This is a genomic window from Helicobacter sp. 23-1044, assembly GCF_053654695.1.
The window spans coordinates 37,869-55,977 of record NZ_JBSIUQ010000010.1; the positions used below are offsets into that span (position 1 = coordinate 37,869).

Here is an 18,109-nt window from a genome sequence, read left to right on the forward strand (position 1 = left end):
GAATCGTGGCAATCTAAAAAAATTAAAAACGGAGGCAACAAATGAATGATTTGATACAAGGCGAGTTTTTCTCACATATTGACACAGCGCAAATGGCGTTAAAAGAGCTAGTAGGCGACATTGACAAGGCAAGTGCGATAATGATAACTGCGCTAAAAAATGGCAATAAGATTATGTCGTGTGGAAATGGCGGGAGCGCGGCAGATTCGCAACATTTCGCAGCGGAATTAAGCGGGAGATATTTGGAGGATAGGGACGGAATTGCGTGCGTAGCTCTCACCACCGATACCTCCGCGCTCACCGCAATCGGCAATGACTTTGGATTTGAGTTTATATTCTCACGCCAAGTCGAAGCCATCGCAAAAAAGGGCGATGTGCTACTTGCAATCTCCACAAGTGGCAATTCGCAAAATATCATCAAAGCAATCTCCACTGCCAAAAGCAAGGGTTGCAAAGTCATAGGTTTGAGCGGAAAAGACGGAGGCGCGATGAATGGGTGTTGCGACTTAAATATCGTAGTGCCAAGCTCATCAACCCCGCGAATCCAAGAGGTGCATTTGCTGATAGAACATATTTTATGCAATATCATCGAGCGAAGTTTTGCGTGAAAACGGCGCAAAGCACTACCGCCATTACTGCGATGGTTTTGTTTAGATTCTGCGTTTTTTTGGTGTAGATTCTGCGAATTGCAGAATCTAGTGCGATTTTTTCGTCATTGCGAGGAAGTGCGTAGCACTGACGAAGCAATCCACAATTAGATTCTGCGATTCGCAGAATCTAATAAAAATTTGCCAAATTCCGCAGAATCTACAAATAAATCAAAGCAGCAATCCAAATCACACAAATCCAAAAAAAGCAAATCGATAAATAATCGCATTTATCTTTGCCGCTTGCTACTTTTTGTAACGCAGATTTACAAAAATTTCACATTTTTTTATTTCATATTCCCGCAAGACAAAATATGTCACACCCATTTGTTAAAATTTCATTGTTTTTTACATTTCAAAATAAAAGGACAAAAAATGGAAATAGAAATGAATATAATACCAAATACAACCACGCCAAAAATCGCCGTAGTAGGCATAGGCAGTGGCTGTGAAATCATCGAGCAACTTAAAAATAGCGTTACAGGCATTAAACTTATTGCGAGCGTTGCGCCGACATATATCAAAGATTTGCGCGATTCGCACTTTGTGATGATTATCACAAATTTGGGTAATGCGACAGACGCCCAAAATGCGATATTATGCGCACAAAATGCCAAAGATTTTGGCGCATTTACTATGCTAATTACAAATCACACATTTGCAGACATTTACGCATTGCTAACGCTACAAAGCAAGGTAGATTCGATACTCATCGCTAAAAATGCTACTAAAAGCATTGCGTGTGCGGTAAAAAGCATTGCCGATGCTATCCTAAATATCGATAATGGCGGATTGCACTTGGATTTAGCGGATTTTGAAGCTACGATAAAAGGATTTGGATTTATTGGATTTAGCGAGAAAAATGGCAAAGATTCTGCGCTAAATGCGATGATTGAGATACTAAAATCATTTGGCAATATTAAAGGCGCAAAGGGCGCGATTATGCACTACGCTATAAATGAAAAATATCCATCGCAAGAGTTAGAAAGTGCAAATGAGATGTTGCAAAAGCAACTTAATAAAAACGCATTTGCCAAACAAGGCTATTCGTGGGATAACTCGCTAGAACCTACGCAAATAAGGATTACGCTGATAATTGCGAACTTTGAAAAATGCGATTTGGCAAGATAGATTTTTACAAAATCGCAGAATCTGCCTTTGAAATCATTGCAAGATTCTGCGATTTGCACAAAAAATGCGCTAGATTCTGTAAATTCGCAGAATCTCCCCACACCAAAACCCACATTTTTCATAAAATCCCCGCAAAAATCAAATTCGCAGAATCTGGTGCGATTTTTTGTCATTTGGTTGCTTCGCTACGCTCGCAAAACGAAGTTTCTTTAGTAAATCCCACGGATTGAGCGAAGCGAAAAATCTCAAAAATAACAGAAATTCTCCGCGAACGAAGTTCGCTCACAATGGCAAAATAATCACAAAATCGAAATCCACAAAATCCAATCCCCCCGTAAATCATTACAATTCTACACATTTTCGCAGAATCTACAATAATTTTTCAAAAATTTATCATTTTTAAGAAAACTTTAAGGGGGGGGGGATTATCATCGCAATTTTATTTCAAATTTAAAGGGAGCAAATTATGAAAGCATTTTTGAGATTAGCGATGGTGGCGATGGCGGTGATTTTTGCGGGGTGTGCGAGTGCGGTAACGCCCTTTTCTACAAATGTCGAGGTTAAGCCAAACGAGGCAAAATACGCAGAATCTACCTGCCGATGGGTATTTGGCATTCGCTTTAAGGGGTGCTCGGTGGATGAGGCGATTAGAGAGGCGGGGATAACGCAAGTGCAGACGATAAACTACGACTTTTTTAATATCGGCGTTTATAACTCGCAAACAATCGGCGTGCGGGGCAAATAAGAGAAATGATGAAAATAATCTTATTGTGCCTTTTGGCATTTGCGCCACTTTTAGCGCAAAATAGCGATAAATCAAATGATGAAAAAGTCCGTGAGTTAGAGCAAGAACTGCGCGTTTTAGAGCTGCAAAAGCAAATAGAGCACGCAAAGCGCAACCCCATTCAGCGCAAGGACTGCTTTAACTGCGGGGAGAACTATATGCCAGGCGAGGTAGAACCTAGCGGATTTATGATAGGCGGGGGACTTGTGCTAGGCAAGTCGCTTGTTTTTAGTGGTTATAGCTCAAATGGTAATGGGCGACCTGAACAAGAATATGATTGGCAGACACAGTGGGGTGGCGAAGTGCTTTTGGGGTATAAGTGGTTTTTTGGTCCTATTTTTGGACTGCGACTTTATACGGACTATCAAATTTTATTTATTAACCGCGTATTTCCCACCACCACGCATAATTTTTCGGGTAATTTTGACTTAATGTTTAACTTTAACAAATCGCAAACTTTGCGCGTGGGACTGCTTTTGGGAGTGCATTTAGGTGGCGGGGTGGTGAAATATAAATATTCTAAATTCTGCGAGAGAGGTTATGGAGGATATGAACTCTGCGATAGTGAGCCATCTTTCACGATTGGCGGTAATCTCGGACTGCGATTTGTGATATATGATAATCACGCAGTTGAGCCGACTTTTCAGCCAAAAATGGACTTTGTTAATGGTTTGCAAATGTTAGGACTTGTGAGGTATGTTTATACATTTTAGGGGATTTTAGGGGGCGTTTTGATTTTTTGGGCGTAGATTCTGCGAATCGCAGAATCTGCCTTAAAATTGTCATTTTGAGCGTAGCGAAAAATCTCAAAAAATTCGTCATTGCGAGAAGTCGCACATTTAAGGGCGACTTCGTGGCAATCTAAAAAATTAAAGTTTGGATTGCCACACTCGCTTCGCTCGTTCGCAATGACGGAATGTGTGGATTGCTTCGGTCGCTTCGCTCCCTCGCAATGACGAGTTTAGCGTAGATTCTGCGATTCGCAGAATCTACGCCTTTATTTCACTTATTTCCACTTATTTCCACTTTTTCATCGCCATTTCGGCTTCTCTTTTGAGTGTTTTTTGCTTTAGGGATTCGCGTTTGTCATAGAGCTTTTTGCCTGAAACTAGCGCGATTTGGAGCTTTAAATTTTTTCGCTTAAAATACGCCGTAAGCGGCACGATACTAAATCCTTTTTGGCTGACTTGCGAAAAAAGTTTGTTTATTTCCTTGCGTTTTAGCAAAAGTTTGCGAGTGCGTCGCTCATCGGGCTTAAAATGGCTATTTGTCGTCTCCAAGTGGCTAAAATGCGCCCCAAACAAAAACGCCTCGCCTTTTATGATTCGCACAAAGCTATCTTTGATATTCACACGATTTTGCCGTGCGGCTTTGACTTCGCTACCTTTGAGCGCGATTCCAGCCTCTAGCGTTTGGTGGATAAAATAATCAAAATGCGCCTTTTTGTTGTTTGCGATGATTTTCATTTTATGCCCAAATTTCGCGGAGTTTTGGCGATGAATCCTTTATCCTAAAAAAGCTAGAGCCACTGCCACTAAAAAAATATCCGTCCTTTGCGTATTGGTGCAAATTTGGGTAGATTCTACAAGCGGGGACATATAAATCATTTAGAAAATCTATCGTATTTTCGCGCAGTAAGCTAATCGAATCTTTTTTCAAAAGCTCCCGTCCTTGCGTGAAAAACGCCACTTCACCACGCGCTTTCATCGCGCGAAACTCATCATAAACCGCCTTTGTGGAGCATTGAATCGGTGGCACGATAAATTCAAATTCAAGCGAATCTTCGCTAAAAAATTCCACTCCATCGCCTATGCCAAAGACATTCGCGCTTTTTTTATCATACAAAAAGAAGCTCACATCTGCGCCCACTTTCGCGCCAACTCGCATTAAATCTCTTTGCGATAGATTTAGCTCCAAAATCTCATTTATCGCTTTTAGATAACTTGCCGCATCGCTACTGCCTCCGCCAAGTCCTGCGAATGCGGGGATTTTTTTATCCACTTCCACGCTAAAAAATTCTAGCGATTCGCGCATTTTTTTGAGATTCTTCGGGCTATCGCCCTCAGAATGACGGGGATAAGTTTCTAAAAATTCCCCTAACGCTTCCTTTGCCTTAAAAATCGTATTTTCTTGCATTGTGCAACTAAAATTTCCATCTATTTGAAACGAATCAGCATTGCGAATCTCTATCGTATCGCATAGATTCGCACTCTCTACAAGCACGAATCTTGAAGCGATTTCACAATAGCCATTTTGCAAAATATTTGTAATTTTAAAGCAAATATTTACCTTTGGATAAGCGCGAATCTCCATTTTTAATCCCCAAAAAATATCATTTTTTTGACAAAATTTTGCCTAATTTTTGCAAATTTAGTGCCGAATCTTCTTTTGACGCCTTTAAGTTTTCTCCCACAACTGCGGCTTTTAGCTCGCCTCGCAATATGACTTTGTCCTGTGGCGCGTCAAATCCAAGCTTTACAATGCCATTTTGCACTGATATGACTTTGATTGTGATGTCCTCGCCGATTACTATTTCTTCGTCTATCTTCCTTGATAAAACTAACATAAATCAATCCTATTTAAAATATATTCTACATATCCGTAAAAATCAATGCGAATTATAGAAAAAAAATCATCAAAAATCGCAATATATCGCTGATTTTTTTGCGGTAAATCTAAATGGATTTTTTTGCCATTGTAGATTTTATCACGCAAATGCGGGATTTTTAGCTTATCGATTGCTAATTTTGGATAGGGCAAAAAATCAAGTGGATTTAGCATTTTGTAATTTTCAAAGACAAAATCGCCTTCTTTGATTCGCGATAGTGCGGAGAGTGCGCCAATCGTGCCTAAATTTTGTGCGATGATTGCGCCTAGTGAGCGGATATACGCGCCCTTGCTAACGCTAACTTTGAAGTTTAAAAATGGGTGATTGTAGCTTAAAAGCGCAATATCAAAAATCTCCATTTCACACGAATCTAGCGCAAAATCCGCATTTTGCCTAGCCAATTTATAGGCGCGAATCCCGCCTACTTTTTTCGCGCTAAATTTTGGGGGCGTGTAAGTGATTTTGCCTTTTAGCGATTCAAACACCGCGTGAATCTGCGCCAAATCAAAGGTGCGAATCTCGCTCACTCGCAAAACGCGCTCAATATCAAGCGTGGGCGATTCAACGCCTAGCCAAAGCGTGGCAATATAGACTTTTGGACTTAAATTAAAATGACTAAAAAGTCGCGTGTGCTTATCACTAGCCACCACAAGCGTCCCACTAGCAAATGGGTCAAGCGTCCCGCTAAAACCAAGTGTGCGATTGTCAAAACGCCTTTTTAGCGTGGCAAGAAAGGCATTTGAGCTGATATTTGTGGGTTTGTGAGCGACAAAGAGCATTTATTTTTATTTGTTGCCGTCATTGCGAGATTCTGCGTTAGCAGAATCGTGGCAATCCACACCCACGCTGTCATTGCGAGATTCTGCGTTAGCAGAATCGTGGCAATCCATAGATTTTATTTTCACATTAAAATCATCTATAAAACTTATGAAAATATCTTTTAAAATTTCTATATCGCACAGCTTCACGCACTCATCTACCGCGTGAATCCTATCATTCACCAACCCAAACTCCACCACCTCCACGCCAAACGCACTAAAATACCGCGCATCGCTTGTCCCGCCCTCTGTATTTGGGCGAGGATTTAGATTTGTATGCTTTTTTATCGCGGGGATTAGCGAATCTAACAGCGTTTGCGAATTGACGATAAAAGGAAAAGAGCCTTGACTAATCATCAAATCATAGCTTTGAATCCCCGCGTTTTTTAAGAGCGATTCGATATAGTTTTGAATCGCATTTTTGTCGGTCAGCGGGTTATTTCGCACATTAAACATTAGCTTTAAGTCGCTAGGCGTTACATTTGTGGCTTCAATCCCTGCGCGAATGTCGGTAAGGACGATTTTGCTAGGCGCGAAATGCTCATCCCCGCTATCCAAATCAACCCCCGCGATTTGCGCTAAAATAGGCGCGATTAAATGCGCGGGATTTACGCATTTATGCGGGTAAGCGGCGTGCCCTTGTGTGCCAAAAATTTTCAAAACGCCATTTATTGAGCCACGCCGTCCGATTTTTATGCTATCGCCTAAATTTTTCTCGCAAGTAGGCTCGGCAACTATCGCAAATTGCGGGAGCAAACCCTGCTTTTTTAATTCATCTAACATAATTTTTGTGCCAAAAATGCCTTCGCCCTCTTCATCGCTAGTCAAAAGCACGGACAAAATGCCATCAAATTCTCGCACAGCTTTAAGTGCGGATATAAAACACGCCACGCCACCTTTCATATCCTGCGCCCCTCTGCCGTAAAGGACACCGTTTTTTATAATTGCTTCAAATGGATTCACACTCCAATTATCTCCCGATGGCACAACATCAATGTGTCCTGCAAAACAAAGATGGATTTTTTTGTCATTGTGAGATTTTGTGATTGTGTTTTGATTCGCAGAATCTGCGATATTTTCGCCACTTTGCCCCTTTGATTCGTTTGAATCTTCCCGCAAAAAGGGCTGCACCCCGCTCCCGCTCCCCCCGACTTCATTTAAATTGTGTTCCCAAAAAGCAGCCGCTTTTTCGCTTTTAGGGGGAGTGCCTCGCTTTTCCGCTTCTAGCAAAAAATCGGCGGTTGCACTACTGCAACCTTCAATCCGATTTTTTGCACCACGAAGCGGGCGAGATTCGGTGCTGTCGCACGATTGATTTTTATTAGATTCTGTGATTTTTGTTTGATTCGTAGAATCTACCCCAAAATCTTTATACAAAAACAAATTTTTTACGCCATTTTTTTCTAATTCAATCGCCTTAAAGTCCGCCAACTCCGCCTTTATAATCTCATAGATTCCGCACTCTTCTGGCGTAACGCTCTGCCTTTTGATTAGCTCTTTTAGCAACTCCACCACTTCCATTTAATCCCCTTTTAGCGCGATAAAAGTCGCAAAATTTCCAAAGCGAAACACCGCTTCAACCGCCACAAATCCCGCGCCCATCAGCATTGCAACATTTTCATTTTCGCTAAAAGGTATTAGGATATTTTCTAATGCCTCGCGCTTTTTGCTAATCTCCGTTTTTGAATAGCCGTTTTGCGCCTTAAATGCGTGGTAAATGTCGATTAGCTTTTTATCCAACCACGCATTTTCGCACACTAGCTTTTCGCTCATCACAAACGCCCCATTTTTTTGCAATGAATCGCAAATCTTTTTGCAAAGCGATTCGCGCTTTTGTGGGCGGATAAATTGCATTGTGTAATTTGAAACAATGGCATCAAATTGCGTCCCCTGCGGTATTTTAAAATCAAAATCCAAAATATCCGCTTCAATAAAATGCACTTTTGCGCCATAGGCACTTGCTTTTGCCCTTGCAATATCTAACATTGGCGCAGAGTTATCCACGCCAAAAAGCGCGGTTTGCGGGAGTTTTTGCGCCAAATAAAGCAACAAATTCCCCGTAGAGCAGCCTAAATCACAAATCGCCTTTTTGTCCTCCAAAAGATTCGCAATCAGCGCGATATTGTCATTGTAGTAAGGCACAGAGCGGGGCAACATATCATCAAAAACACTCGCCACCTCGCGATTAAATGAAAATTTCGCCCCAAAATCCTGCGTAAAAATCCTATCTTTCACCGCTCTGCCCTACCCTTTCGCATAAAATTTCGCATAAAATTTTTGTATAAAATTTCGCATAAAAACCGCTCTTTTGCGTAAAATAAAATCGCAATTATATCGCAGAATCTAATATTTTAAAATCCTAAAAATCAACCCCATTTTATGAAAAATCGATAGATTTGAAAGCAAAGTGATTTTTATATATTTGCGCTTTTTGTGCGCTGTGCGCGAGTTTATAAACTCCAAATACAAACTACTTGGCGAGAAAAATATATGATTTTTACTTCGCAGAATCTCAAAAAGTTTTGATAGCGCAATCTCTCGCCTAAACAAATATGCGCTATCAAACTTTTTGCCATTATAGTTATTTTCCCCGTGTATGCGGTATGAAATGCCATAAAAATCCAAATGATAAATATTCGCCCCAACCAAACTCGCCCCATAAATAATGCAATCATCCGCGCGGATTTTCCACTCATCCTCCAAATCAAGTGGCAGAATTTTCCGCAGAATCTGCATCTTTATGCAAATGCACGAAGTTGCAACGCCAAAATATTCCCTGCCAAAATAAGTCGCATATAATCCAAATCCGATGTCGCTTTCATAAGGCACGGGGCAATTTTCCCTTGTGCCGTCATTGTAGAGATTCTGCGTTTTACAAAAAATGTAGTCAATATTTGGATTTTTGGCGAATGCTTCCACGCACCGCGCGATATAATTTGCATTCATCAAATCATCGCTATCGATAAAAAAGACAATCTCGCAACCCTCTTTCACCGCGCTAAATCCAGCATTAAACGCACTTAGTTGCCCGCCATTTTGCTTTTTTACCACGCAAATTTCGCTAATTTGCGCTAATAAATCTAGCGAATTATCGCTACTTCCATCATCCACTACGATAATTTGCAAATTTGGATAATGCTGATTTTTTATAGAATCTATGCACTCTAAAAGAAATCTTCCATAATTATAATTTGTCACAATGCACGCAACAGCGGGGAGATTCTGCGATTTTTTTAGATTCTGCGATTTTTTTGTCATTGCAAGATTCTGCGAATTATTTAGATTTTGCATTGAGTTGCTCTGCGATAAATTTTCTTTCGCTCTCATTAAAATACCAATCCCACTCTTGCTTTTCGATGACTTTAAATTGATTTTTGGTATAAAACGCAGAATCTAACACTTTCCGCCCCCCCCCAGCAGCATTTTTCGCAGAATCCGTGCTATTTTTCGCAGAATCTTTATCGTTTTTCGTAGAATCTACGCTATTTTTTGCAGAATCTATTTTGATTGCTTTTATCGCATTTGAACCAAACTCATCGATAAAATCCACATAAAATCCATCGCAAATCTCGCTCAAATCGCAACTTTCGCATTTTTTGTGATAGATTTTGGATGGCACGATATCGCGCATAACTTCCTTTTGCTCGATGTAAAAATGCTCGATTTTGCTTAATTTTGGGCGAAATTTTGCATTTGGCGTGTAAAATCGCAATTTGTTTAAAATGGGTTTTTGATAGGGCAAAATTTCCTCATAATGCCTTGCTTGTGGCAAAAATGGCATAATTAGTCGCCTTAACCACCGCATTTTTTCACTCAAACTTTTAGAGCGATAAATCTTAGAAATCTTAAAGCGAGAGAGATAATAAATCGTCCTTCGCTTCTCAATCTCTGCCTTTGCCTCCCTTTGATTATTTCTATCAATCCAAAGTCTGGAACTCGCCTCCCACTCGTGAATATCATAAATCATCTGCTCACCATTTTGGATATTTTTACGATACTTTTCATCCATCACGCAAAATGGCAAAAATCGCACATTCACCTCAATATTAAGACTTTCCAATCGCTGTATTTGCGGGGCGAGTTTTGTAGCGATGATGTCATAATATGGGATTTTTTCTCTATCACGCAGAATCTTTTGGTCGCCTGTATTGTTGTATGAAAGAAAATTCACCACCCTTGCGTTATATTTAATCGCCAAATCCACAATTTGTGGCAACTCGCTAATGATTTCATTGCTAAGCACGGCATTCACGCGAATGGGGATTTCCAACCTCGCTAAATTCTCCAACGCCGCTATTTGCTTTTCAAAAGCATTATTTTTCCCAACGACTTTATTATAAGTCTCCCCAATGCCCTGCAAACTTACCAAAAAGTCATAAATCCCAGCATCTTTGAACTTTTTAGCATACTCAAAATTCGCCAAAGCGATGAGATTTGTAATCAAAGTGGGTTTTAAATCAATCTCATTGCAATATTTTAGCAGCTCAAAAATCTGCGGATAAATAGTCGGTTCTCCGCCCTGAATATCGATACTATTTAATCCATACTCATCCTTAAAGATTCTGCAAATTTCCTTTGCTTTTTCTATCGTAAAAAATGGATGCTGTGGGTGAGATTTATCTGCGATTTTTTCAGCAAAGTAGCAAAAATAGCAGTTTAAATTACAAGTCTGCCCCAGCCAAATAACGCCACGCCGTGTGGGAAGTTTCTTATTTGTGAGAACAAAATCTTTGTTTATGACTTTGATGGAAGTTTGGGTAGATTCTGCGTTTTTTGTTTGATTTGCAGAATCTAATGCGCTGTTTTCGGTCATTGCGAGATTTGCCAAAGGCAAATCGTGGCAATCCAAATTTAGATTCTGCGAAATGTTGCTACATTCTGCGATTTTAGTTAGGGATTCTGCCCCCCCCCCCCGTTTTGAAGTTTTTCATTTTTTTATCCTTTGTTTTGAAATTGAAATCGCAATCATAGCAAAATTATTTTAAAATCGTCTTTGCTTTTTTGATATCCTTTTGAATCTGCGCTTTTAGCGCGGGGAGCGAATCAAACTTGCGATTATCACGGATTTTTTCCACAAAAAAAATCCGCGCTTTTTTGCCTAAAAGCACATTTGATTCCGCCCCAAAATCGCCCAAAATGTGGCTCTCAATCGCAAAATTATTATCCGCGCTTGTGCGTTTGCCAAGAAAAGTAATCGAATCGTGCATTTTGCCAAATATGCGCGTTTTACTCGCATACACGGCACTTTGCGGGAGCAGATAATCGCATACTTCCACATTTATCGTAGGCACTACCGCTTTTTTGCCAAGCCCTTGCCCACGCACAATGCGCCCCTTTATGCTATAAAGTCGCCCAAGCAGTTTGTTTGCAAATGCGACTTTGCCATTTTCCAAAAATGCGCGGATATTTTGCGAATGCACAGGGATTTTATCGATTTTCATTTCCTTAAAAATATGAGTTTTTAGATTTGAGATTTTAGAAATATCTTTTGCACAAAATGCGCGATTTTTGCCAAAGCGAAAGTCTTCACCCACGATTATTTTACGCAAATGCGGGAGCTTTTTTTGTAATAATTTTATAAATTTTTTGCCACTTAGATTTTTGATTTTGTCAAATTTTATAAAATAAATGGGAGTTGAAATATAGCGTTTTTTCTCGCTCTGCGGGAGAATTTGTGCGTTTTGATTCGCGCCTTTTGACTTTGAATCGCCAAAATCGCCCCCAAACGCGATAATAATCACCGCGCCATTTTTATCCAACGCCGAAATTAACCGCTGGTGCGCAAGATGAATGCTATCAAATTTGCCGATTGTAATGTTTGTGATTTTGTTATTTTTGGATATAGATGAAAATTTCTTCATTGCCTTCCTTTCCCTTAATCGCGCAAGATTCAGCACTTATCACCTTAAAATCATTTGCTTTTAGCGTAGTTTTAAAAGATTCTAGCGTTTCTAAAATCGCGCTTTTATCCACCACCACGCCTTTTTTGTTGCGTTTGACATTTTTACCCACTTCAAATTGTGGCTTAAAAAGTAGCAATGCTTTGTCCGCACAAAGTCGCTTAATATCGGGCAAAATGTGGTGCAAAGAAACGAAACTCACATCACATAGGACAAAATCATAAGTTTGATTCGTGCGAAAGTCTGCAATCGCGCAGTTTTCATAAAATCTAATCTTTGGATTTTGGCGCAAATGCGAATCTAACTGATTGCTCCCCACATCAACGCAAACCACGCTTTTTGCGCCATATTTTAGCGCGACTTGCGCAAATCCACCCTTTGCGCTACCAATATCGATGACATTTAAACCCTGCAAATTTAGGCTGTGATTTTTAAAAAATGACTCTAATTTCTCTCCCGCTCTGCTTACAAAAATGTCATTTTTAAGGATTTTGAGATTTTGCGCTATATTTTGCGATTGCACTAAAAATGATGGCTTTAAAATAACTCGCCCATTTACGCACACAAAGCCATTTTTGATAAGCTCTACGCTTTGATTGCGCGATTGCGTGAAGCCATTTTTATGCAAAAAAATATCAAGGCGAATAGATTCTGCGCTTTTGCTTTGATTTGTAGAATCTAGCGCAGAATCCACCGCAGAATCTGTAAAATTTTGCATTCGCCTTCCCTTAAATTTTTCTAATTTTTATCGCATTTTAGCAAAAATTATCTCAAACTCACTACCCTTGCCTAATTCGCTATGCACGGCGATTTTTGCATTGTGGATTTTGGAGATTGTGCGTGATAAGCAAAAAATCAATCGCGGGTAAATCGCAGGCAACTCGCTAGGCGCGTAAATATCCGCACCTTTCATCTTGAAATTTCAAGCAAAGATAATTTAGTAAATTTCTTTTTATTTTTGGCAGATTCGCGCAAATCTTGCGAATCATCTGCGTTAGATTCGCTATTTGGCTCGAAATTTTGTGCTACGCCGTTTATGAAATGCGCTGAATTTGCGATTCGCGCCTTTGTGTCTTTTAAATCACTTAAAAACACGCCCTCAATATTTAGCCACCAAAGCACCAAAACCACGCATAGCAAGGCAAAAACGCCAAATATATATTTAAAGATTCGCCATAGTTTTTTGCGCCAAGTATTCATTTTAAATCCTAAATTTACGCTTCAAAAATGACAAACTTTTATCGCTTTTTATTATAAATTCGCATTAAAAAAGCCAATTAGTTTGTCTTTTACCAAATCCGCTTTGTCATACAAATCCGTGTGCGAAGCACCTTTTACCCAAAAAAGTTCCTTTGGCTCACTCGCCTTTTTATACGCGTCTTCGCTAAATTCGCGTGAATGTGCCTTATCGCCACTGATAAAAAGCAAAGGGCGCGGGGCAATTAAATCCAAATCATTAAACGGATAGAAATTTGCAAATTTGCTAACCGAACTTAAAGTCGGGTGCGTGGTGCTTTGCGCACTTGCGCCTTTTGGCGTAAATTCCCCGCGTGGCGTTCGGTAATACGCATAAAATTCGCGCTGAATCTCATCGGTATTTTCTGTAAGTTCGTGCGTTGTCCCGCCTGTAAGTTCGCGCTTTGCGCCATCAAACTCAGCCCAGCGTTTTGATGCAGATTCGGCAATCATCGCTTTTCTTTGCTCTAAATTTATGCTTTTGTTTAAGCCGTTACGATACGCCGCGCCCATATCATACATACTTATAGTGGCGATTGCCTTTATGCGCGGGTCGATTTTAGCAGCTGACACAGCAAAACTCCCACTGCCACAAACGCCGATAACGCCGATTTTTTCTCTATCGACAAATTTTTGTGTGCCTAAATAATCCACCGCCGCACTAAAATCCTCCGCATACATATCGGGCAAAACGCTATTGCGTGGCGTCCCAGCACTATCGCCCCAAAAGGACAAATCAATCGCCAAAGCTATAAATCCTGCCTCCGCCATTTTGTAAGCATACAAACTAGCACTTTGCTCTTTTACCGCGCCCATCGGGTGTCCTGCGATGATAGCGGGGTGCTTTTTGCCTTTATCCAAATTTTTTGGGACAAAAAGATTGCCTACGACTTTCATATCGTATTGATTTTTGAAGCTGACTTTTTTAAGAGTGATTTTATCGCTCTTTGGGAAAAGTCGCCCTTCTCCTGTATCACCAAATGCAAACACTGCGCCAAAAAGTGCCACAAGGCACAACTTCAATACTGAATTTTTCATATTTTTCTCCTTTTTTAAAATTTCGATTAGCTCAAACTTCGCATATCAATGACGAAGCGAAAATTCGCCTCGCCTTTTGCGACTTTTTTGTAGGCATTATCTAGCTCGCTGATAGGGATTAGCTCAATCTGCGGGTAGATATTATTTTTCACGCTAAAATCTAGCATTTCTTGCGTTTCTTTTATGCCACCGATAAGTGAGCTATAAATCTTGCGCCTAAACTGCCAAATCATCGCATTTGCGTCTAAATGCGGATTATCTTTTGGCGCAGGTAAGCCTACGATTGCCATTTCGCCATACATTTTTAGCATTTTTTGATAGGCGTTTATGTCGTAGTGATAGGGGATAGTTGAGATGATAAAGTCAAATTCATTTGCGATTTGGCTAAATTCTTTGCTTTTGACATTGATAAATCGCTTTGCCCCTAGCTTTAGCATGGATTCGCGTTTATCTACTATGTCAAATCCCGTAACCTCCGCGCCTAATGCCACCATATATTTTACCGCCAAATGTCCTAGTCCGCCTACCCCTGCGACTGCGACTTTTTGCCCTTTTTTTACCTTGCTAAACATTATAGGCGAATAAGTCGTAATCCCCGCGCAAAGCAGGGGCGCGACTTTTTCAATCTGTGCGGATTTTGGCACTTTTATGGCAAATTTTTCGCTTACTACATAGTTGTTTGAGTAGCCACCATAGGTGTTTTCACCGCCGTGAAAGACATCTTTGCTATTGTAAGTAAAGACGGTTTTTGCATTGGTGCAAAACTGCTCTTCGCTTCTTTTGCACGCTTCGCACTCGCCACAGCTATTTACCATACAGCCGATTCCCGCGTAATCGCCGATTTTAAACTTGCTAACTTTGCTCCCAACCGCGACTACGCGCCCTGCGATTTCGTGCCCGGGCACTATGGGATAAATAGGCGCGTGGTGGTCGCCAGCGACTGAATGCAAGTCGCTATGGCAAATCCCCGCGTATAAAATCTCTATCAAAATGTCGCGCTCGCCTAGCGGGTGGCGCGTGAAGGTGTATGGCTTAAATGTGAAATCCTTGCTAAAAGCTGCGTAGCCTTTAGAATCAATTCGCGCTCCGCTTTTTGCCTGTGCTATCGCCTCATCTGTGCCGATGATTTGGGATTTGCCTTTTGGATTCGCGCCTTTTGGATTTGCACTTTCTTTGCCAAATGCTAGTGAATGCCCCAAAATCGCACTTATGCCAATCGCACCGCCGATTTTCGCACTATCTTTTACAAACTCTCTGCGTTCGCTATGAATCTCTTTTTTCATATTTTTCTCCTTTAAATTTAAAATTAAAAATGAAATTATAAAAGATGATAGTTACTATCTGTCAAGGGGCAAATCAAAATTTTTGCAAAAAATTTTAAGATTCGCACCCACTTCGTCATTTTTAAGCGAACAAAGTGAGCGAAGAATCCAAAACACGCGAATCTAAAAGGCGCGAATCTAAAATCCACACGCAAGATTCACGCATTTATTTTTGTGGCAAAAATCTTATCTCAAACTCACTTCCCTTGCCTAGCTCACTATGCACGGAGATTTTGGCGTTGTGGATTTTGGCGATTCGCTTCACAATAGCAAGCCCCAAGCCATTGCCACCCAAATTTTTAGAGCGGGACTTATCCACGCAGTAAAATCGCTCAAAGATTCGCTCACATTCATTTGGCGCGATTCCTATGCCATTATCCACCACGCGCAAAATCACGCTATCATTTTCATAATCCAAAATGACTTTCACCTCGCCATTTTTGTCGCTATATTTAATCGCATTTTCGCATAAATTATACACCATATCTTCAAGCAACGCAGGGATTCCTAAAATCTCTTGCACCCCCATTTCGCACTCCACAAGCTCCCCGCTCTCCACAAACTCGCATTTTATGCCCTTTTCACGCGCCAAAAGCTCAATATTTGGCAAAATCTGCCTTATGATATTTGATAGATTTAACCGCTCTTTTTCCACCGCCACTTCTTCTAAAAATGAGATTTTCAAAATCTTTTCAATAAGCGTCAAAAGTCTTTTAGATTCGGCGTAGATTTTGGCGATAAATTCGGCTTTATCGCGCTCTGCTACTAAATTATTGCTTAACATTTCCGCACTTAGTAGAATGCTAGATAGGGGCGTTTTTAGCTCGTGGGTTACATTTGCGCTAAACTCTTTTCGCAATGCCAAAATATCACGCTGTGTGCTTTTATCAAAAAGCAAAATGATGATAGCTTTTAGCGTGGATTTTACAAAAATTGGCATACAAATACCCGCGCAAAAATACTCATTTAGCGAGATTTCAAAGGATTCGTTGCCCGAATCTATGCTATTTTGCACGGCATTGCCAAATTTTGGATTTTGGCTAAAAATATTGCTATTTTGCGTGGTTTTTAGGATTTGCAACGCCTTTGCATTGCATTGCGTGATATTGCCCTCCCAATCCACCACCAAAAAGCCTTCGTTCATATTTTTTGTGATTAGCTCAAAGCTCATTTTGTTTTGCTTTATGCGCTTTAATTGCTTTTTGATTTTCTTTTTTTGTTTGGAGATTTGTTGCATAAAAATATGCAATTCGGCATAAGGATTCGTGCGAATGGGGTGAGACAAATCGATATTTTTGATAGGATTTAGGATTTTGCGAGAGAGTAAAATGCCAAGTGCCACGCTAACAATCGCGCTAAAAATTAACAGCGTGGCAAAAAGCGGAGTAAAATTTTTGAGATAAGCAAAAAGCGAATCTTTGTCCTTGCTAACGCGCAAAATAAGAGATTCGCGCTGCGAATCCTGCGAATCCGCGCCCAAATTTAGCGTAATAAAGCGCGTAAAATAGAGATTTTCTTTTAGCTCCGAATCTGAAAGCCTTGCGACTTTTTGGCTTTTGCCTTGTAGTAAATTTTGCACTTCTGCGCGGTGCAGGTGATTGTCTAGCGTTGCAATATTTATTTTATTATCAAAAATCACCTTGCCACTCAAATCAATAATGCTTATACGATAATGCGAATCTACCGCGCCAAGCGCATTTTCAAGCGAATTTTGCGATAGATTATCCCCTAACGATTCGCCCAAAATATTCGCATAAATTTCTAAATCCGCAAACGCTTCATCTTTGTGCGATTCGTTTAAAAATACCGCGCTTATGGCAATGCTAATCACTTGCACGATAAAAATCAGCGAAAAAATCCCAAGCACAAGTCGCCTCGCAAGGCTCTTTGGGCGGTAGATTTTGCCTTGCGCAAATTCGCCTAAAAATTTAGGATTCGTCAAATCGGTAGCCTACTGAGCGAATCGTCTTTATGCAAGTGCCATATTTGCCTAATTTGGCGCGTAGAGAGCTTATGTGAATGTCAAGTGTCCGCGTGTTGCTATATCCCCAAATGTTTTCAAGCAAATCTCCCTTGCTAAAAGCGCGATTGCGATTGCTAAAAAGTAGCACCAAAAGCTCAAATTCCTTTGGCGTCAAATCCACGCGCTCCCCATCAATGCTAATTTGGCGCGAATCCACTGCCACGACAAGCCCACTATGTTGCAAAATATTGCTATTTTGCGCGGGATTTCGGCGCATTTGCGCCTTTACTCGTGCGATTAGTTCAAGGGCTGAAAAGGGCTTTGTGAGATAATCATCTGCGCCCAAATCTAATCCGCTTACTTTGTCATACTCTGCGTTTAACGCGCTAAGAATGATGATTGCGATATTTTTTGTCCTGTGATTTTCGCGCAATTTTTTAATCACACTCAAACCATTTTCATTTGGTAGCATAATATCACACACCAAAACCTGCGGAATCTCGCTTTTTAGCGCACTATAAAGACTTTGTGCGTCCTCAAAAATGCGCGAATCTATGCGCTGACTTTTTAGCGAATACGCCACAAGCTCGGCGATATTTTTGTCGTCCTCTAAAATAAATACCATTGTTTGCTCCAAAATTATTTTGGTATTTTAGCAGTAT

Annotated in this window: 23 protein-coding genes and 1 pseudogene; 6 read left to right on the top strand and 18 right to left on the bottom strand. The window is 40.5% G+C overall.

What is annotated here, in order from left to right:
• The first annotated feature begins 41 nt into the window (after positions 1–41).
• Entirely contained in the window at positions 42–608 is a 567-nt protein-coding gene (gmhA, locus tag ACWIUD_RS08745; RefSeq protein ID WP_454148554.1) for a D-sedoheptulose 7-phosphate isomerase, read from the top strand.
• On the opposite strand, the gene ACWIUD_RS08750 is transcribed toward gmhA, so the two are convergent.
• Together ACWIUD_RS08750 and ACWIUD_RS08755 are read right to left on the bottom strand one after the other, a co-directional pair.
• Entirely contained in the window at positions 586–747 is a 162-nt protein-coding gene (locus ACWIUD_RS08750; RefSeq protein ID WP_454148555.1) for a hypothetical protein, read from the bottom strand. The genes gmhA and ACWIUD_RS08750 overlap by 23 nt on opposite strands.
• 7 nt (positions 748–754) lie before the next feature.
• Positions 755–877, bottom strand: a complete 123-nt coding sequence (locus tag ACWIUD_RS08755) for a hypothetical protein (protein WP_454148556.1) — start codon at positions 875–877, stop codon at positions 755–757.
• 145 nt (positions 878–1,022) lie between these two features.
• On the opposite strand from ACWIUD_RS08755, the gene ACWIUD_RS08760 reads away from it, so the two are divergent.
• The 5 genes from ACWIUD_RS08760 to ACWIUD_RS08780 all read left to right on the top strand — a co-directional run bounded on the left by ACWIUD_RS08760 (position 1,023) and on the right by ACWIUD_RS08780 (position 3,427).
• Positions 1,023–1,778: a hypothetical protein gene (locus ACWIUD_RS08760; RefSeq protein ID WP_454148557.1), complete on the top strand. Its 756-nt coding sequence runs from the start codon at positions 1,023–1,025 to the stop codon at positions 1,776–1,778.
• Entirely contained in the window at positions 1,760–2,008 is a 249-nt protein-coding gene (locus ACWIUD_RS08765; protein WP_454148558.1) for a hypothetical protein, read from the top strand. Before ACWIUD_RS08760 ends, ACWIUD_RS08765 begins: the two co-directional genes overlap by 19 nt.
• 236 nt (positions 2,009–2,244) lie before the next feature.
• Positions 2,245–2,523 carry a TRL domain-containing protein gene (locus ACWIUD_RS08770; protein ID WP_454148559.1) on the top strand — a complete coding sequence of 93 codons (279 nt, stop codon included), beginning with the start codon at positions 2,245–2,247 and terminating at the stop codon, positions 2,521–2,523.
• Between the two features lie 8 nt (positions 2,524–2,531).
• Positions 2,532–3,275 (top strand): outer membrane beta-barrel protein, encoded by a 744-nt coding sequence (locus ACWIUD_RS08775; RefSeq protein ID WP_454148560.1) that lies wholly within the window; start codon positions 2,532–2,534, stop codon positions 3,273–3,275.
• A gap of 26 nt (positions 3,276–3,301) precedes the next feature.
• Positions 3,302–3,427 (top strand): hypothetical protein, encoded by a 126-nt coding sequence (locus tag ACWIUD_RS08780; protein WP_454148561.1) that lies wholly within the window; start codon positions 3,302–3,304, stop codon positions 3,425–3,427.
• 151 nt (positions 3,428–3,578) lie between these two features.
• On the opposite strand, the gene smpB is transcribed toward ACWIUD_RS08780, so the two are convergent.
• The 16 genes and pseudogenes from smpB to ACWIUD_RS08860 form a co-directional block, all read right to left on the bottom strand.
• Positions 3,579–4,028, bottom strand: a complete 450-nt coding sequence (smpB, locus tag ACWIUD_RS08785; protein WP_454148562.1) for an SsrA-binding protein SmpB — start codon at positions 4,026–4,028, stop codon at positions 3,579–3,581.
• 1 nt (position 4,029) lies between these two features.
• Positions 4,030–4,875 carry a 4-(cytidine 5'-diphospho)-2-C-methyl-D-erythritol kinase gene (locus ACWIUD_RS08790; RefSeq protein ID WP_454148563.1) on the bottom strand — a complete coding sequence of 282 codons (846 nt, stop codon included), beginning with the start codon at positions 4,873–4,875 and terminating at the stop codon, positions 4,030–4,032.
• Between the two features lie 19 nt (positions 4,876–4,894).
• Positions 4,895–5,128 (bottom strand): carbon storage regulator CsrA, encoded by a 234-nt coding sequence (gene csrA, locus ACWIUD_RS08795; protein ID WP_454134877.1) that lies wholly within the window; start codon positions 5,126–5,128, stop codon positions 4,895–4,897.
• Positions 5,122–5,949, bottom strand: a complete 828-nt coding sequence (truB, locus tag ACWIUD_RS08800; protein WP_454148564.1) for a tRNA pseudouridine(55) synthase TruB — start codon at positions 5,947–5,949, stop codon at positions 5,122–5,124. The genes csrA and truB overlap by 7 nt, the downstream gene beginning before the upstream one ends.
• A 120-nt stretch (positions 5,950–6,069) precedes the next feature.
• Positions 6,070–7,509: pseudogene (gene dapE / locus ACWIUD_RS08805) on the bottom strand (succinyl-diaminopimelate desuccinylase); the annotation flags it as partial.
• Complete coding sequence (gene cmoA, locus ACWIUD_RS08810; RefSeq protein WP_454148565.1) at positions 7,510–8,223, bottom strand: carboxy-S-adenosyl-L-methionine synthase CmoA; 714 nt, start codon at positions 8,221–8,223, stop codon at positions 7,510–7,512.
• A 108-nt stretch (positions 8,224–8,331) separates the two neighbouring features.
• Positions 8,332–9,315, bottom strand: coding sequence for a glycosyltransferase family 2 protein (locus ACWIUD_RS08815; RefSeq protein WP_454148566.1), 984 nt, complete (start codon positions 9,313–9,315; stop codon positions 8,332–8,334).
• A complete protein-coding gene (locus ACWIUD_RS08820) occupies positions 9,263–10,837 on the bottom strand; it encodes a radical SAM protein (RefSeq protein ID WP_454148567.1) in 1,575 nt (524 codons plus the stop codon). Before ACWIUD_RS08820 ends, ACWIUD_RS08815 begins: the two co-directional genes overlap by 53 nt.
• Positions 10,838–10,964: 127 nt before the next feature.
• Positions 10,965–11,849, bottom strand: coding sequence for a bifunctional riboflavin kinase/FAD synthetase (locus ACWIUD_RS08825; RefSeq protein WP_454148568.1), 885 nt, complete (start codon positions 11,847–11,849; stop codon positions 10,965–10,967).
• On the bottom strand, positions 11,818–12,606 hold the full coding sequence (tlyA, locus tag ACWIUD_RS08830) for a 23S rRNA (cytidine-2'-O)-methyltransferase TlyA (RefSeq protein WP_454148569.1): 789 nt from the start codon (positions 12,604–12,606) through the stop codon (positions 11,818–11,820). Before tlyA ends, ACWIUD_RS08825 begins: the two co-directional genes overlap by 32 nt.
• 27 nt (positions 12,607–12,633) lie before the next feature.
• Complete coding sequence (locus tag ACWIUD_RS08835) at positions 12,634–12,801, bottom strand: hypothetical protein (protein ID WP_454148570.1); 168 nt, start codon at positions 12,799–12,801, stop codon at positions 12,634–12,636.
• Entirely contained in the window at positions 12,798–13,088 is a 291-nt protein-coding gene (locus ACWIUD_RS08840; protein WP_454148571.1) for a hypothetical protein, read from the bottom strand. Before ACWIUD_RS08840 ends, ACWIUD_RS08835 begins: the two co-directional genes overlap by 4 nt.
• A gap of 51 nt (positions 13,089–13,139) precedes the next feature.
• A complete protein-coding gene (locus ACWIUD_RS08845; protein WP_454148572.1) occupies positions 13,140–14,162 on the bottom strand; it encodes an alpha/beta hydrolase in 1,023 nt (340 codons plus the stop codon).
• Between the two features lie 26 nt (positions 14,163–14,188).
• Positions 14,189–15,445: an NAD(P)-dependent alcohol dehydrogenase gene (locus ACWIUD_RS08850; RefSeq protein WP_454148573.1), complete on the bottom strand. Its 1,257-nt coding sequence runs from the start codon at positions 15,443–15,445 to the stop codon at positions 14,189–14,191.
• Positions 15,446–15,650: 205 nt separating this feature from the next.
• Positions 15,651–17,426, bottom strand: coding sequence for an ATP-binding protein (locus ACWIUD_RS08855; RefSeq protein WP_454148574.1), 1,776 nt, complete (start codon positions 17,424–17,426; stop codon positions 15,651–15,653).
• Positions 17,413–18,072 (bottom strand): response regulator transcription factor, encoded by a 660-nt coding sequence (locus ACWIUD_RS08860; protein WP_454148575.1) that lies wholly within the window; start codon positions 18,070–18,072, stop codon positions 17,413–17,415. The genes ACWIUD_RS08855 and ACWIUD_RS08860 overlap by 14 nt, the downstream gene beginning before the upstream one ends.
• Positions 18,073–18,109 lie beyond the last annotated feature (37 nt).

What these genes read in the sequence shown, in the direction of transcription:
- gmhA (WP_454148554.1), top strand. Translation starts at nt 42, where the DNA reads ATGAATGATTTGATACAAGGCGAGTTTTTCTCACATATTGACACAGCG.
- ACWIUD_RS08755 (WP_454148556.1), bottom strand. Translation starts at nt 877, where the DNA reads ATGCGATTATTTATCGATTTGCTTTTTTTGGATTTGTGTGATTTGGAT.
- ACWIUD_RS08760 (WP_454148557.1), top strand. Translation starts at nt 1,023, where the DNA reads ATGGAAATAGAAATGAATATAATACCAAATACAACCACGCCAAAAATC.
- ACWIUD_RS08765 (WP_454148558.1), top strand. Translation starts at nt 1,760, where the DNA reads ATGCGATTTGGCAAGATAGATTTTTACAAAATCGCAGAATCTGCCTTT.
- ACWIUD_RS08770 (WP_454148559.1), top strand. Translation starts at nt 2,245, where the DNA reads ATGAAAGCATTTTTGAGATTAGCGATGGTGGCGATGGCGGTGATTTTT.
- ACWIUD_RS08775 (WP_454148560.1), top strand. Translation starts at nt 2,532, where the DNA reads ATGAAAATAATCTTATTGTGCCTTTTGGCATTTGCGCCACTTTTAGCG.
- smpB (WP_454148562.1), bottom strand. Translation starts at nt 4,028, where the DNA reads ATGAAAATCATCGCAAACAACAAAAAGGCGCATTTTGATTATTTTATC.
- ACWIUD_RS08790 (WP_454148563.1), bottom strand. Translation starts at nt 4,875, where the DNA reads ATGGAGATTCGCGCTTATCCAAAGGTAAATATTTGCTTTAAAATTACA.
- csrA (WP_454134877.1), bottom strand. Translation starts at nt 5,128, where the DNA reads ATGTTAGTTTTATCAAGGAAGATAGACGAAGAAATAGTAATCGGCGAG.
- truB (WP_454148564.1), bottom strand. Translation starts at nt 5,949, where the DNA reads ATGCTCTTTGTCGCTCACAAACCCACAAATATCAGCTCAAATGCCTTT.
- ACWIUD_RS08815 (WP_454148566.1), bottom strand. Translation starts at nt 9,315, where the DNA reads ATGAGAGCGAAAGAAAATTTATCGCAGAGCAACTCAATGCAAAATCTA.
- ACWIUD_RS08825 (WP_454148568.1), bottom strand. Translation starts at nt 11,849, where the DNA reads ATGAAGAAATTTTCATCTATATCCAAAAATAACAAAATCACAAACATT.
- tlyA (WP_454148569.1), bottom strand. Translation starts at nt 12,606, where the DNA reads ATGCAAAATTTTACAGATTCTGCGGTGGATTCTGCGCTAGATTCTACA.
- ACWIUD_RS08835 (WP_454148570.1), bottom strand. Translation starts at nt 12,801, where the DNA reads ATGAAAGGTGCGGATATTTACGCGCCTAGCGAGTTGCCTGCGATTTAC.
- ACWIUD_RS08840 (WP_454148571.1), bottom strand. Translation starts at nt 13,088, where the DNA reads ATGAATACTTGGCGCAAAAAACTATGGCGAATCTTTAAATATATATTT.
- ACWIUD_RS08845 (WP_454148572.1), bottom strand. Translation starts at nt 14,162, where the DNA reads ATGAAAAATTCAGTATTGAAGTTGTGCCTTGTGGCACTTTTTGGCGCA.
- ACWIUD_RS08850 (WP_454148573.1), bottom strand. Translation starts at nt 15,445, where the DNA reads ATGAAAAAAGAGATTCATAGCGAACGCAGAGAGTTTGTAAAAGATAGT.
- ACWIUD_RS08860 (WP_454148575.1), bottom strand. Translation starts at nt 18,072, where the DNA reads ATGGTATTTATTTTAGAGGACGACAAAAATATCGCCGAGCTTGTGGCG.